Raw genomic sequence first — 13,454 nt, forward strand, 5'->3', positions numbered from 1 at the left:
AACCACCGATCGGAATGCCCGTTCCGAGCCGGACCGGGGACCGGGCCGAGCATACCGCCCCGGGCGCGACGGGGCCCAGACCAAAGCCGTGGCGCCCCGCCCGCACCGCATGGCCGGGCCCGGAGCCCGCCCCGGGGATCAGAACAACCCTTCGATGTTGCCCTCCGCATCCAGGCCGATGCGCTCGGCGGCCGGGCTGCGCGGCAGGCCGGGCATGGTCATCACGTCGCCGCAGATCGCCACCACGAAGCCGGCGCCGGCCGCGAGGCGCACCTCGCGCACCGGCAGGACATGGCCGGTGGGGGCGCCGAGGGCGGCGGGATCGGCGCTGAAGGAGTACTGCGTCTTGGCGATGCAGACGGGGACCTGGCCGAACCCCGCCTCCTCGAACCGCTTCAGCCGGGAATGCACGGAGGGCGGCACGGCGATGTCGGCGGCGCGGTAGATCCGCCGCGCGATGGTGCGGATCTTCTCCTCCAGCGGCAGCGAGTCCTCGTAGATCGGGGCGAAGCGCGCGGTGCCGTCCTCGATCAGCCGTCGCACGGCGCGGCCCAGCTCCATCGCCCCCGCCGCGCCGTCGGCCCAGTGGGTGCAGAGCACGACCTCCGCGCCCAGCGGCGCCAGCGCCTCGCGCACCACGGCGATCTCCGCCTCCGTGTCGGAGGTGAAGCGGTTCAGCGCCACCACCACCGGCAGGCCGAAGAGGCGCATGTTCTCGACGTGCCGCACGACGTTGACCACGCCACGCTTCACGGCGGCCACGTCCTCGCGGTCCAGCTCGCCGCGCGCCACGCCGCCGTTCAGCTTCAGCGCGCGCACGGTCGCGACGACGACGCAGGCCTCGGGCGAGAGGCCGGCGAGGCGGCACTTGATGTCGCAGAACTTCTCGCCGCCCAGGTCGGCGCCGAAGCCCGCCTCCGTCACCACCACGTCGGCCAGCCGCAGCCCGAGCCGGGTGGCGGCGACGGAGTTGCAGCCATGCGCGATGTTGGCGAAGGGGCCGCCATGGACGAGCGCCGGGCTGCCTTCCAGCGTCTGCACCAGGTTGGGGAACATCGCTTCGCGCAGCAGCGCCGCCATGGCGCCGTGCGCCTTCAGCTCGGCCGCCGTCACGCTGGTGCCGTCGCGCCTCTGGCCGACGATGATGCGGCCCAGCCGGGCCTGGAGGTCGGCGAGGTCGTTCGACAGGCACAGGATCGCCATCACCTCGCTCGCCACGGTGATGTCGAACCCGTCCTCGCGCGGCAGGCCGTTGGGCATGCCGCCGAGGCCCACCAGCACGTCGCGCAGCGCGCGGTCGTTCATGTCGATGGCGCGGCGCCAGGTGATCCGCCGCTGGTCGAGCCCGAGCGCGTTGCCCCAGTGGAGGTGGTTGTCCACCATGGCCGAGAGCAGGTTGTTGGCGCTGGTGATGGCGTGGAAGTCGCCGGTGAAGTGGAGGTTGATGTCCTCCATCGGCGCCACCTGCGCCCGCCCGCCGCCCGTGGCGCCCCCCTTCACCCCGAAGCAGGGGCCGAGGCTGGGCTCGCGCAGGCAGATCATGGTCCGCGTGCCCAGCGCGTTCAGCGCGTCGCCCAGCCCGATGGTGGTGGTCGTCTTGCCCTCGCCGGCCGCGGTCGGGTTGATGCCCGTCACCAGGACCAGCGCGCCCGTCCTGCCGGAATCCGGGATGCGGCCGGGGTCCAGCTTGGCCTTGAAGCGCCCGTGCGGCTCCACCGCCGCCTCCGGGATGCCCGCCCGCTCGGCGATGCGGAGGATCGGCTGCAGGGTGGCGGCCCGGGCGATCTCGAGGTCGGTGGCCATGCGGGGCGGGTACTCCTCGGTCGGGTCGGCGCCTCCCAGCGGTTACGACGCGGCCGGAGAGGGGGCAAGCAGGGCCCGGAGCGCCAGGGCCAGGGCGAGCAGCCCGAGTGCCGGCCCGACGAGCAGCCAGGGCGCCGTCCAGGCATGGGTGCGGTACTCCCAGACCATCGCCCCCCAGTCCGGCCGCCCCAGATCGGCGCCCAGGCCCAGGAAGGCCAGCCCGCCATAGGCCAGGGCCAGCCGCGGCAGGCGCGCGGCCGCCCAGCCCTGCAGCGGCCCCGACAGCATCGGCAGGACATGGCGCCAGAGCAGGCGCGGCAGGGGCACCCCGAGCGCCACGGCGGCGCGGGCATGCGGCTCCGCGAGCTGCGCCGCGGCACAGCTCGCCGTGACCAGCGCCACCTGTGCCGCGGCGGGCGGCGCCAGCGCCAGCCCCGCCCCGGCGGGGGACAGCCCGCCGAGCAGCCCCGCGGCCACGATGCCCAGCAGCAGGCCCGGCAGGGCGGAGAGCAGCGCGGCCAGCCCCCGCGCCCAGGCGCCGGCCCCCTCCGCCCGGGCCCCGGCCAGGCCCAGCGGCAGGCCCAGGGCGATCGCGGCGGCGAGCGCGACCGCCGTCGCCTCGATGGTCGGCCAGCCCCCCGCCAGCACCCGCCCGAGGAGGTCGCGCCCGAGCGAATCCGTCCCCAGCGGCGCCGCGAGGCCCGGGGGCAGCAGGCGGCGGTCGAGGTCGGGCCGGTCGGCGGCGGGGGCCAGCGCCGCGGCGGCGGCCAGCAGCAGCAGCGGCACCACCCGCCGCGCCAGCCGGGCGGCGGGGCGCGTCACAGGGCCCGCAGGCGCGGGTCCAGCCGGACGCGCAGCCAGCCGGCGGCGAGCTGCACCGCGAGCGCCCAGAGGAAGGCGGCCAGGATGGTCGCCTGGAGCACCGGCCAGTCGCGGGCCCGCGCCGCCTCCACCGCCCAGCTTCCCAGGCCGGGCAGGCCCAGCAGCGCCTCCAGCACCGCCGCGCCGCCGAGCGCGAAGGCAGCCTCCCCGGTCGCGGCCGCGAGCAGGGCGAGGCGGGCCGCCGGGGCGCCCTGGCGGCGCAGCACCGCGCCGACCGGCTCGCCGCGGGCCAGTGCGGCCCGGAGGTGGCGGCTGGAGGCCACCTCCCGGTAGGCGGCGCGGACGGCGCCGGCCAGGGGCGGCAGCGCGGCGAAGGCCAGCAGCGCCACCGGCAGGACCGCCCGCTCCCAGGCGGTGCCGGTGAGCGGCGAGAACGCGCCCAGCCGGGCGGAAAGCAGCCAGAGCGCGGCGGAGCCCAGCCAGAAGCCCGGCAGGGCCTGGTTCGCCAGGGTAGCCAGGCCGAGCCCGCGATCGGCCGCGCCGCGCGGGCGGGCCGCCGCGGCGAGGCCGAGCGGCAGGGCGCCCAGCGCCGCCACGGCCAGCCCGCCGAGCGACAGGCCGAGGGAGACGGGCAGGCGCCCCAGCAGCTCCGGCAGCACCGGCAGGCCGGTGCGGAAGGAGAGGCCGAGATCGCCGCGGAGCAGCCCGCCCAGGAAGCGGAGATACTGCGACAGCCAGGGAAGCTCCGTGCCGAAGGCGGCACGCAGGGCGGGCGCGGCCTCGCCGCCCAGCCCGGCCTCGGCCAGGACCAGCAGGGCGGGGTCGCCCGGCGCCGCGCGGGTGGCCAGGAAGGCGGCGAGGCTGCCGGTCAGGAACAGCAGCGCGAGGCGGAGCGCCGCGCTCAACGCACCCCGGCGTGCAGGATGTAGTAGTCGGAGGGGAAGGGCTCGTAGGTCCCGAGCCGCGCCGAGGTGCCGAGGTGCCATTCCGGCGTGAGCAGGAAGAGGACCGGCGCCAACGCGTTCAGCCGCGCCCCGGCCTCGCGGGCCAGGGTGGCGCGGGCTTCGGTGCCGGGCTCGGAGCGCAGGCGGTCGAGCACGCCGTCCAGCGCCGGATCGGAGAAGCCCATCCCGTTCAGCGGCGCGCCGGTGCGGGCATACTGCTCGAACGCGAAGGAAGGGTCGCCGCCGGGCGCGACATGGGTCGTCCAGAACAGAAGGTCGAAATCCCCCGATTGCAGCGCCGCCGTGCCGTTCTCCACCACCCGCGTCGCGACGCGCAGGCCCAGCGCCTCCCACTGCGCCCGCACCAGGGGCGCCAGGGCGAGGAAGTCCGGGCGCTGCGGATAGGCGGCGAGCGTGACCTCCAGCACCTGGCCGTCGCGCCGGCGCAGCCCGCCCTGCAACGGCCACCCCGCCCCGTCCAGCAGCGCGGCGGCGGCGGCGCGATCATGCGGCAGGGGATCGGGAAGGGCCCAGGGCATCCAGGCGGGGAACAGGCCGCTGGCTGGCGCCCCGCCCAGCAGGGCGCGGGCGAGCTGCCCGCGGTCCAGCGCCAGGGAGAGGGCACGGCGTACCTGCGGGTCGGCCAGGGCGGGACGGCGGGTATTGGCCATGATCATGTACTGGTAGGCGACGGGGAAGGAGCGGACCGCCACCCCCGCGACACGGCGCAGCCGATCCAGCGTCTCCGGCACCAGGCCGAAGGCCAGGTCCAGCTCCCCCGATTCCAGCCCGATCGCCAGGGCCGCCGGATCGGCCACGCGCCGGATCACCGCCGGGCGGCGCGCCACGCCGTCGCGGTGGTGCGGGTTGGACTCCAGCGTGATGCGGTCGCCGGCGCGAAAGCCGGTGACGCGCCAGGGCCCGGTGAAGACCGGGGCGGCGGCGGTGGGGCGATGGATCACCAGCGGGAACTCGGCCAGCAGCGGTGCCAGGGCGGCCACCGGGCGGGCGGGGCGGATGCGCAGGGTGGTGGCATCCACCGCCTCGAACCCGGCCTCCCGCCCCAGCCCGGTCGCGGCGCGGGGATTGCCCCGGACGGCGCGGGAGAGGCTGGCCGCGGCGGCCTGGGCGTCGAGCGGCGTGCCGTCGGAGAAGCGCAGCCCCGCCTGCAGGCTCACCAGCCAGGACTCGCCCTCCGCCCGCGCCCCGGTCGCCAGATTCGGCACCGCCGTGCCCCGCCGGTCCACGGTGAACAGGGTCTCGGCCACGCCATGCGACTGCAGCGCCCAGCCGGCGCTGCCCTGGACCGGGTCGAGTCCTTCGGCCAGGAAGGCCTGCCCGATCTGCAGCGGCCGCTCCGGAACCTGTCCGGCCAACGCCGGCCAGGGCAGCAGGGCCGGCAGGGTCGCGGTCAGCAGCGAGCGGCGGCGCATGAAGGCATCCTGAGCCAGGGAGGATGCGTTATAATGTATCATTCCAGGAACGCCCAGGCCAGGACGATGCCAGCATGAAGAGCCCTTGTACCAGCATCTGCCGCTTCGACGCCGCCACGGGCTGGTGCCTGGCCTGCGGCCGCACGCGCGGGGAATGCCGCGACTGGAAGCGCCGGCCGGAGACCCAGCCGGGCATCGCCCGCCGCCTGCCGGCGCGGATCGAGGCGCTGCGGGAGGGTGGGCGGCGGGCCGGGAAGGAGGCGCGGAAGTAACGGGGCACCACCGGGCGCCCGGCCAGCCCCCCCGGCCAGCCCCCCGGCCATCGCGGGGGTGCCATGCGTTGAACTGCCCCGCCGGTTCGTGGGAGAGGACCAGGGAAACGGCCCCGCCGCCCCACGGAAACGAGCCAGACCATGCCCGCCTATCGCTCCCGCACCACCACCCATGGCCGCAACATGGCCGGCGCCCGCGGCCTCTGGCGCGCCACCGGCATGAAGGACGGCGATTTCGGCAAGCCGATCATCGCCGTCGTCAACTCCTTCACCCAGTTCGTCCCCGGCCATGTCCACCTGAAGGACCTGGGCCAGCTCGTCGCGCGGGAGATCGAGCAGGTCGGCGGCGTCGCCAAGGAGTTCAACACCATCGCGGTGGATGACGGCATCGCGATGGGCCATGACGGGATGCTCTACTCCCTGCCCTCGCGCGAGCTGATCGCGGATTCCGTGGAATACATGGTCAACGCGCACTGCGCCGACGCCATGGTCTGCATCTCCAACTGCGACAAGATCACGCCGGGCATGCTGATGGCGGCGCTGCGGCTGAACATCCCCGTCGTCTTCGTCTCCGGCGGGCCGATGGAGGCGGGCAAGGTCGTCGCCAAGGGCGTCACGAAGAAGTACGACCTGATCGACGCCATGGTGGCCGCCGCCGACGACCGCGTCTCCGACGAGGAGGTGAAGGTCATCGAGCGCTCCGCCTGCCCGACCTGCGGCTCCTGCTCCGGCATGTTCACGGCGAACTCGATGAACTGCCTGACCGAGGCGCTGGGCCTGGCGCTGCCGGGCAACGGCTCGACGCTCGCCACCCATGCCGATCGCCGCCGGCTGTTCGTCGAGGCGGGGCACCTGATCGTCGATCTCGCCAAGCGCTACTACGAGGAGGACGACGCCTCCGTCCTGCCGCGCAACGTCGCCTCCTTCGCCGCCTTCGAGAACGCGATGACGCTCGACATCGCCATGGGCGGCTCGACCAACACGGTGCTGCACCTGCTGGCCGCCGCGAACGAGGGCGAGGTGCCCTTCACCATGGCGGACATCGACCGGCTCTCCCGCCGCGTCCCCGTGCTGTGCAAGGTCGCGCCCGCCGTGTCGCAGGTCCACATGGAGGACGTGCACCGCGCCGGCGGCATCATGGGCATCCTGGGCGAGCTGGACCGCGCGGGCCTCGTGGACACCTCCGTCGGCAACGTCGCCGAGGGCACGCTGGGCCAGGCCCTGGCGCGCTGGGACATCCGCACCACCGAGAGCGCCTCGGTGAAGGAGTTCTACCGCGCCGCCCCGGGCGGCATCCCCACCCAGGTCGCCTTCAGCCAGGACGCCCGCTACGACGCGCTGGACCTGGACCGCGAGACGGGCGTCATCCGCGAGGCGGCGCATGCCTATTCCAAGGATGGCGGTCTCGCCGTGCTGTTCGGCAACCTCGCCCTCGACGGCTGCATCGTGAAGACCGCCGGGGTGGACGAGAGCATCCTGACCTTCACCGGCGCCGCCCATGTCTTCGAGAGCCAGGACGCGGCCGTGGAGGGCATCCTCGGCGGCAAGGTGGTCGCGGGCGAGGTGGTGCTGATCCGCTACGAGGGGCCGCGCGGCGGGCCGGGCATGCAGGAGATGCTGTACCCGACCAGCTACCTGAAGTCGAAGGGGCTGGGGAAGGCCTGCGCCCTGGTGACGGACGGGCGCTTCTCCGGCGGCTCCTCGGGCCTCTCCATCGGCCATGTCTCGCCCGAGGCGGCCGAGGGCGGGCTGATCGGCCTGGTCGAGCAGGGGGACCGCATCGAGATCGACATCCCCAACCGCCGCATCCACCTGGCGGTGGACGAGGCGGAGCTGGGCCGCCGCCGCGCCGCCCGCGACGCCGCCGGCTGGAAGCCCGCGGCGCCGCGCGCGCGCAAGGTCAGCACGGCGTTGCAGGCCTATGCCATGCTGGCGACCAGCGCCGCCAAGGGCGCGGTGCGGAAGATTCCGAAGAGCTGAGGCGGTCGCGGGCCGCCGCGTCGCGCCCGTTTCCCGGGGGAGGCTTGTCGACGCAGTGCGTCGGCCCCCCGATGCCCCCTCCACCAGGGCCACAGGCTGGCCCCGGACCCCGCCGGGCGGCTGGTTCTCCGCGGTGAAAGTGCAGCCCGCGGGCTGCACCCAAGGATCGCGCTGTCAGGCGGGTCGCGGAAGAATCAGGAAGCCGTCAGCAGGCGGGGCGACGTGGCCCGCCGGAGGTCGATGACCTCCGGCGACGCGACCCCGACGCAGGCTGTCCCGCGGCAGCACGGATCGGGTCCAGGGCCCCCAAAGGGGATCAGAGGGTCCTGGCGGAAAGGGGGTAGCGGGGGAAAGGCAGCGCCTTTCCCCCGGGCCACGGACGCCGACGACCGTCAGACGAGGTCGATGCGGTCGGCGTTCATCACCTTGGTCCAGGCCTTGACGAAGGCCTCCACGAAGGCCGGCCCGGCGTCGTCGGTCGCATAGGCTTCCGACAGGGCGCGGAGCTGCGAGTTGGACCCGAAGATCAGGTCGACCCGCGTGCCGGACCACTTCGCCTCGCCGGTCCTGCGGTCCCTGGCCGTGTAGGTGCCGTCCGCCTCGGGCGAGGCCTCCCATTTCAGCGCGGTGCTGGTGTTCAGCAGGTTGCGCAGGAAGTCGTTGCTCAGCGTGCCCGGCCGGTCGGTGAAGACGCCGTGCTTCGAGCCGCCGACATTGGCGCCCAGCACGCGCAGCCCGGCCACCAGCACCGTCATCTCCGGCGCCGAGAGGGTCAGGAGCTGCGAGCGGTCGACCAGGATCTCCTCGGCGGCGCGGATCGAGGTCTCGCCCACGAAGTTGCGGAAGCCGTCGATCCTGGGCTCCAGCGGCGCGAAGGATTCCGCATCCGTCTGCTCCTGCGATGCGTCGGTGCGACCCGGGGTGAAGGGCACCGTGACGTCGTGGCCGCCGGCCTTCGCCGCCGCCTCGACCGCCGCGCAGCCGCCGAGCACGATCAGGTCGGCCAGCGAGACCTTCTTGCCCCCCGTGCCGTCACCCGCCTGCGCCCCGTTGAACTCCGCCTGGATGCGCTCCAGCACGGAGAGCGCCTTGGCCAGCTCGGCCGGCTCGTTCACCGCCCAGTCCTTCTGCGGCGCGAGGCGGATGCGTGCCCCGTTCGCCCCGCCGCGACGGTCGGAGCCGCGATAGGTCGAGGCGGAGGCCCAGGCGGTCGCGACGAGGCGGGAGACGGACAGGCCGGAATCCAGGATCTTCCGCTTCAGCGCGGCGATGTCCGCCGCGTCGACCAGCAGATGGTCCACCGCCGGCACCGGGTCCTGCCAGATGCGCGGCTCGGCCGGCACCTCGGGGCCCAGCAGGCGGCCATGCGGGCCCATGTCGCGATGGGTCAGCTTGTACCAGGCCTCGGCGAAGGCCTTGGCGAACTCCTCCGGGTTCTCGTGGAAGCGGCGGGAGATCGGGCCGTAGATGGGGTCGAAGCGCAGCGCGAGGTCGCTGGTCAGCATGGTCGGCCGATGCTTCTTCGACGGGTCGTGTGCGTCGGGCACCATGCGCTCCGGCGGCACGTCCTTCGCGACCCACTGGTGCGCGCCGGCGGGGCTCTTCGTCAGCTCCCACTCGAAGCCGAAGAGGTTGTCGAAGTAGTCGTTGCTCCACTGCGTCGGCTTCGAGGTCCAGGTGACCTCCAGCCCGCTGGTGATGGTCGCGCCGGCATTGCCGGACCCGAAGCTGTTGGCCCAGCCGAGGCCCTGCATCTCGACGCCCGCGCCCTCCGGCTCCGGCCCGATGTACTGGGACGGGTCGGCGGCGCCGTGGGTCTTGCCGAAGGTGTGGCCGCCCGCGATCAGGGCCACCGTCTCCTCGTCGCCCATCGCCATGCGGCCGAAGGTGTCGCGGATGTCGTGCGCCGAGGCGAGCGGGTCCGGGTTGCCGTTCGGCCCCTCGGGATTCACGTAGATCAGGCCCATCTGCACGGCCGCCAGCGGATGCGCCAGGTCGCGGTTGCCGCTGTAGCGCTCGTCGCCCAGCCACTCGCGCTCGGGGCCCCAGGAGATGCCCGCCTCCGGCTCCCACACGTCGGCGCGGCCGCCGCCGAAGCCTGCGGTCTGGAGACCCATGGATTCCAGCGCGCAATTGCCGGTCAGGATCAGCAGGTCCGCCCAGGACAGCTTGCGCCCGTATTTCTGCTTGATCGGCCAGAGCAGGATGCGCGCCTTGTCCAGGTTCGCGTTGTCCGGCCAGGAGTTCAGCGGCGCGAAGCGCTGCGTTCCGGCCCCGCCGCCGCCGCGCCCGTCGCCGATGCGGTAGGTGCCGGCGCTGTGCCAGGCCATGCGGATGAAGAGCGGGCCGTAATGGCCGAAATCGGCGGGCCACCAATCCTGCGACACCGTCATCAGCGCGATGATGTCGCGCTTGACCGCCGCGAGGTCGAGCGTCCTGAACTCCGCCGCATAGTCGAAGCCCTGGCCCATCGGGTCGAGCGCGGGCGGGTTGGCATGCAGGATCGACAGGTCGAGCTGGTTCGGCCACCAGGTCCGGTTCGTCATCTCGAACAGGACGGCGGCGCCCTCCATCTTGGGGTTCTCCGCCTTGCCCTGGTGCATCGGGCATCCGCTCTCGACGTTCATGTTTCCCCCAGTCCTGTGCGTTCGGTATCGGGCTGCGCGGGATGATTGCACCCGCCCCCGGGGGCGTCCAATCGGGAAATCCTCTCGGGGCGATAGGGGCTGGCTAAGGCGGCGGCTTCTTGCGCTGCAGCATCACGGAGGCGCCGCGCCGGTCCTCACGAGATCAGCCCGGCCGCGATGTTCACCGCCCCCGCCACCACCGCCGCGTTGAACAGGAAGGAGACGATGCCATGCGCCAGGACCAGCCGGCGCATCCCGGCGGAGGCGGTGGTGACGTCCGACACCTGCGCCGTCATGCCGACGGTGAAGCCGAGGTAGAGGAACTCCAGCAGGTCGGGATCGTCGTTGCCGGGGAAGTCGATCCCGCCGCGCAGGCTGTGCTCGTGCAGGTAGTGGATGGCGAAGAGCACGTGGACGATGGTCCAGGAGAGCAGCACCGTCACGATCGCCAGTGCCGCGCTCCAGGGCGAGACACCGTTCTTCGCGCCCGCCAGGTCGACGCCCACGGCGACCAGCGACATCAGCACCGCGGCGATCGTGCCGCTCAGCACGCCCCAGCGTCCCTCGTCCAGCGCCTCGGCCTGGGCGCGGGTCCGCTCCGGGCTGACGCCGAGCAGGGCGTGGAGGGAGAAGCCCAGATGCGCCAGCACCGCCGCGTCCCAGGCGATCAGCGCCGCGGTGGAGGCGCGCAGATGCAGCAGCAACGCCAGCCCGGTCCAGACCAGCGGGCCGACCAGCAGCGCCGCGCGCAGCCCGGGGCGACGGTTCAGGTGCAGCCAGGATGCCATGGCCGAAGGCTCCCCACGATTCCCACCGGATCCCGACCGGGACGAGTGGGCGCCCCCCGGGGGTTCAGCGCAAGGCGGCCAGCACCGCCCGCGCCGCTGCCTCGCTGGGGCGGCCGTCGGGCGCCGCCTCCGGGGGCGGGCGCAGCAGGCCCATCACCCGCGCGAAGCCCTCCCGCTGCGCCGCCCGCGCCGCCGGATCGGTCAGGAGGCTCTCCAGCTCGGCCGAGAGCAGGGTGGGGTTGCAGCGCTCCTGCAGGAACTCCGGGATGACGGGCGCATCGGCTAGCAGGTTCACGATGCTAGCATGCTTCACCGTCATCAGCCGGCGCACGATCTCCGCCGTGAGCGGGTTCACCTTGTAGCCCACGGCCATCGGCACCCCGGCCAGCGCGACCTCCAGCGAGGAGGTGCCGGACTTGATCAGCCCCGCCTCGGCCGCGGCATAGGCGTCGTGCTTCTCCGCCACGCCGGTCAGCAGGAGCGGCGGCGTGGCCCAGCCGGCGGTGCCGGCGCGCACCGCCTCCTCCACCGGGCCGGCGAGCGGGACCACCGGCCGTAGCCCGGGGATGCGCCCGCCCAGCCGGCGCAGGGTTTCCCCGAAGACGGGCAGCAGGCGGCCGATCTCCGTGCGCCGGCTGCCGGGCATGACCAGCACCACGCGCTCGTCGCCGCCGATGCCGTGGGCGGCGCGGAAGCGGGCGGCGTCGCCCGCATCCGCGCCGCTCTCCAGCACGGGGTGGCCGACGAAGGTGACGGGAATGCCCGCCTTCTCGAAGAAGGGCGCCTCGAAGGGCAGCAGGGCGAGGATGCGGTCCACCCGCTTCGCGATCTTGCGCACGCGCCAGGGCCGCCAGGCCCAGACCTGCGGCGCGACGTAGTGCACCACGGGGATGCCCAGCGGCTTCACCCGCGCCGCGACGCGCAGGGCGAAGCCGGGGCTGTCGATGGTCACCAGCACGCTGGGGCGGCGGGCCGTGATGTCGGCCACCGTCTGGTCCAGCCGGCGCGACAGGCTGCGGATGTTCGGCAGCACCTCCAGCAACCCCATCAGCGCCAGCTCCCGCATCGGGAACAAGCTCTCCAGCCCCTGCTCGGCCATGCGCTCGCCGCCCACGCCGGCGAAGGACAGGTCGGGCCGGTGCTCGCGCAGCCGGGCGATCAGCCGCGCGCCCAGCACGTCGCCGGAGGCCTCGCCGGCGACGAGGTAGACGCCGCTCACGCGAAGGGAACCGGACGCGCGTCCGGGATGGGCGCGCGCGGCCGGTCGGCGAAGTTGCGCACGCCGCCGTCGCGCCGCACCGTCTCCAGCCGCACCGGGTCCAGCGTCGCCAGCACCCAGCCCGGCTGGTCCAGCGCGCCGCGCGCCAGCACGCCGTCCTCCGGGAAGCCGCGGTCGATCGGGCCGAAGACGGCGGCATGCCCCCGGTTCACGTCCAGCGCGGCGGACCAGGGCGCCTCGCCCACGGTGGGGGTGATGGCGACGTAGCACTGGTTCTCCATCGCCCGTGCCGCCGCCCCGACCCGGACCCGGTGGAAGCCGTGCATCGTGTCCGTGCAGGAGGGGGCGAGGATCAGCCAGGCGCCGGCTTCCGTCTGGGCGCGGACGTGCTGGGGGAACTCCACGTCGTAGCAGACGGAGACGCCGATCCGCCCCCAGGGCGTGTCGAACACCCCGGGCGGGTCCCCGGGCGAGACCAGCCAGCGCTCCTTCTCGAAGCGGGTCATGATGCGCTTCTCCTGGAAGGCCATCCGCCCGTCCGGGGCGATCAGCGGGGCGCGGTTGCGCACGCGGCCCTCCGCATCGCGCATCGGCAGGGTGCCGGGCAGCAGCCAGAGCCCCGCCCGCCTCGCGGCGCCCCGCATGGCGTCCAGGATGGCGGGGGCGGCCTCCACCATCACGGCCAGTTCGCCCGCCTCGTCCACCGCGCCATGGCCGGCGGCTTCGGCGAGGCCGGCTCCCAACTCGACGCAGGCGTATTCCGGCAGCACGGCAAGGTCGGCGCGGCCCGCGACCTCCGCCAGCCAGCGGTCCAGCCTGGCGGCGAAGGCGGCGACGCCCTCCGGACGTTCCACAGGATATTGCAGCAGGGCGAGGCGCAGCGTGGCCGAGGGCGGGGCGCCCGGAGGAGCCCCGGTCACAGCGGCTTCACCCAGGCGGTGAGGGCATTCGCCACCTCGCCCACGCCGTCGATCTCCTTCCAGCGGAAGGTCGCGACGATGTCGGGCCGGGGGGCATAGCCGCGCCGGCGCCAGAACCCGTCCAGCGGCACCGCATCGGCCGGGCGGCGCGGGTCGCCGGGATCGCGCCGCACGGCGAGGAAGGCGGCGGTGGCCGCGCCCAGCACCCGCGCATGCGCCTCGCGATGCGCGAAGAAGCCCAGGCCGATCCCGGTGCCGCGGTATTCCGGCAGCAGCACCGATTCCCCGAAGTAGCAGGCGGTGGCCGGGTCGATGCCCCCGGCGGCGAAGGCGGCGCGGACGGGCTCCGACGCCTCCGCCATCGGCTGGCAGGTGGCGGCGCCCACGGCGCGCTCGCCCTCCCCGCCCGGAGCCAGCGCCAGCACCACCGCCGCGCCAGGGCTCCTCGCATAGCTGCGCAGGTAGTCGCCCTCGTAATCCGGGTCGCCGTCGTAGAGGTAGGGCCAGTCGCGGAACACGGCGCTGCGCAGCCGCGCCAGGTCGCGCAGGTGAGGCTGCAGCGCCTCGCCGGTCAGGGTGACGAGGCGGATCTCCGGCAGGGGGGCGGCGTCGGGCATCCGTGTCTGATAGGGGCGGCGGGGGATCG

At 74.2% G+C, this 13,454-nt stretch carries 11 protein-coding genes; 2 read left to right on the plus strand and 9 right to left on the minus strand.

The window, feature by feature from the left end:
* Positions 1-138: 138 nt before the first annotated feature.
* The 4 genes from LPC08_RS15830 to LPC08_RS15845 are packed head-to-tail and all read right to left on the minus strand — an operon-like array spanning position 139 to position 5,002.
* Entirely contained in the window at positions 139-1,803 is a 1,665-nt protein-coding gene (locus LPC08_RS15830; protein ID WP_230449200.1) for a formate--tetrahydrofolate ligase, read from the minus strand.
* A 42-nt stretch (positions 1,804-1,845) separates the two neighbouring features.
* Entirely contained in the window at positions 1,846-2,625 is a 780-nt protein-coding gene (locus LPC08_RS15835) for an ABC transporter permease subunit (protein WP_230449201.1), read from the minus strand.
* Positions 2,622-3,530 carry an ABC transporter permease subunit gene (locus LPC08_RS15840; RefSeq protein WP_230449202.1) on the minus strand — a complete coding sequence of 303 codons (909 nt, stop codon included), beginning with the start codon at positions 3,528-3,530 and terminating at the stop codon, positions 2,622-2,624. Before LPC08_RS15840 ends, LPC08_RS15835 begins: the two co-directional genes overlap by 4 nt.
* Complete coding sequence (locus tag LPC08_RS15845; RefSeq protein WP_230449203.1) at positions 3,527-5,002, minus strand: ABC transporter substrate-binding protein; 1,476 nt, start codon at positions 5,000-5,002, stop codon at positions 3,527-3,529. The genes LPC08_RS15840 and LPC08_RS15845 overlap by 4 nt, the downstream gene beginning before the upstream one ends.
* A 74-nt stretch (positions 5,003-5,076) precedes the next feature.
* On the opposite strand from LPC08_RS15845, the gene LPC08_RS15850 reads away from it, so the two are divergent.
* Together LPC08_RS15850 and ilvD are read left to right on the plus strand one after the other, a co-directional pair.
* On the plus strand, positions 5,077-5,274 hold the full coding sequence (locus LPC08_RS15850) for a DUF1289 domain-containing protein (RefSeq protein WP_230449204.1): 198 nt from the start codon (positions 5,077-5,079) through the stop codon (positions 5,272-5,274).
* Between the two features lie 141 nt (positions 5,275-5,415).
* The gene (ilvD, locus tag LPC08_RS15855; protein ID WP_230449205.1) at positions 5,416-7,254 is read left to right on the plus strand and encodes a dihydroxy-acid dehydratase; all 1,839 of its coding nucleotides are present in this window, start codon (positions 5,416-5,418) and stop codon (positions 7,252-7,254) included.
* A gap of 392 nt (positions 7,255-7,646) precedes the next feature.
* On the opposite strand, the gene katG is transcribed toward ilvD, so the two are convergent.
* From katG to LPC08_RS15880, 5 genes are all read right to left on the minus strand, one after another.
* Positions 7,647-9,827 (minus strand): catalase/peroxidase HPI, encoded by a 2,181-nt coding sequence (gene katG, locus LPC08_RS15860; RefSeq protein WP_370643359.1) that lies wholly within the window; start codon positions 9,825-9,827, stop codon positions 7,647-7,649.
* A gap of 209 nt (positions 9,828-10,036) precedes the next feature.
* Positions 10,037-10,669 carry a DUF1345 domain-containing protein gene (locus LPC08_RS15865; RefSeq protein WP_230449206.1) on the minus strand — a complete coding sequence of 211 codons (633 nt, stop codon included), beginning with the start codon at positions 10,667-10,669 and terminating at the stop codon, positions 10,037-10,039.
* Positions 10,670-10,733: 64 nt separating this feature from the next.
* Positions 10,734-11,888, minus strand: coding sequence for a lipid-A-disaccharide synthase (lpxB, locus tag LPC08_RS15870; protein WP_230449207.1), 1,155 nt, complete (start codon positions 11,886-11,888; stop codon positions 10,734-10,736).
* Positions 11,885-12,808: a carbon-nitrogen hydrolase family protein gene (locus LPC08_RS15875; protein ID WP_230449208.1), complete on the minus strand. Its 924-nt coding sequence runs from the start codon at positions 12,806-12,808 to the stop codon at positions 11,885-11,887. The genes lpxB and LPC08_RS15875 overlap by 4 nt, the downstream gene beginning before the upstream one ends.
* Positions 12,805-13,425 (minus strand): GNAT family N-acetyltransferase, encoded by a 621-nt coding sequence (locus LPC08_RS15880; RefSeq protein WP_230449209.1) that lies wholly within the window; start codon positions 13,423-13,425, stop codon positions 12,805-12,807. Before LPC08_RS15880 ends, LPC08_RS15875 begins: the two co-directional genes overlap by 4 nt.
* Positions 13,426-13,454 lie beyond the last annotated feature (29 nt).

It is taken from the genome of Roseomonas sp. OT10 (assembly GCF_020991085.1).
Classification (GTDB): domain Bacteria; phylum Pseudomonadota; class Alphaproteobacteria; order Acetobacterales; family Acetobacteraceae; genus Roseomonas; species Roseomonas cutis.

What these genes read in the sequence shown, in the direction of transcription:
- LPC08_RS15830 (WP_230449200.1), bottom strand. Translation starts at nt 1,803, where the DNA reads ATGGCCACCGACCTCGAGATCGCCCGGGCCGCCACCCTGCAGCCGATC.
- LPC08_RS15845 (WP_230449203.1), bottom strand. Translation starts at nt 5,002, where the DNA reads ATGCGCCGCCGCTCGCTGCTGACCGCGACCCTGCCGGCCCTGCTGCCC.
- LPC08_RS15850 (WP_230449204.1), top strand. Translation starts at nt 5,077, where the DNA reads ATGAAGAGCCCTTGTACCAGCATCTGCCGCTTCGACGCCGCCACGGGC.
- ilvD (WP_230449205.1), top strand. Translation starts at nt 5,416, where the DNA reads ATGCCCGCCTATCGCTCCCGCACCACCACCCATGGCCGCAACATGGCC.
- katG (WP_370643359.1), bottom strand. Translation starts at nt 9,827, where the DNA reads ATGGAGGGCGCCGCCGTCCTGTTCGAGATGACGAACCGGACCTGGTGG.
- LPC08_RS15865 (WP_230449206.1), bottom strand. Translation starts at nt 10,669, where the DNA reads ATGGCATCCTGGCTGCACCTGAACCGTCGCCCCGGGCTGCGCGCGGCG.
- LPC08_RS15880 (WP_230449209.1), bottom strand. Translation starts at nt 13,425, where the DNA reads ATGCCCGACGCCGCCCCCCTGCCGGAGATCCGCCTCGTCACCCTGACC.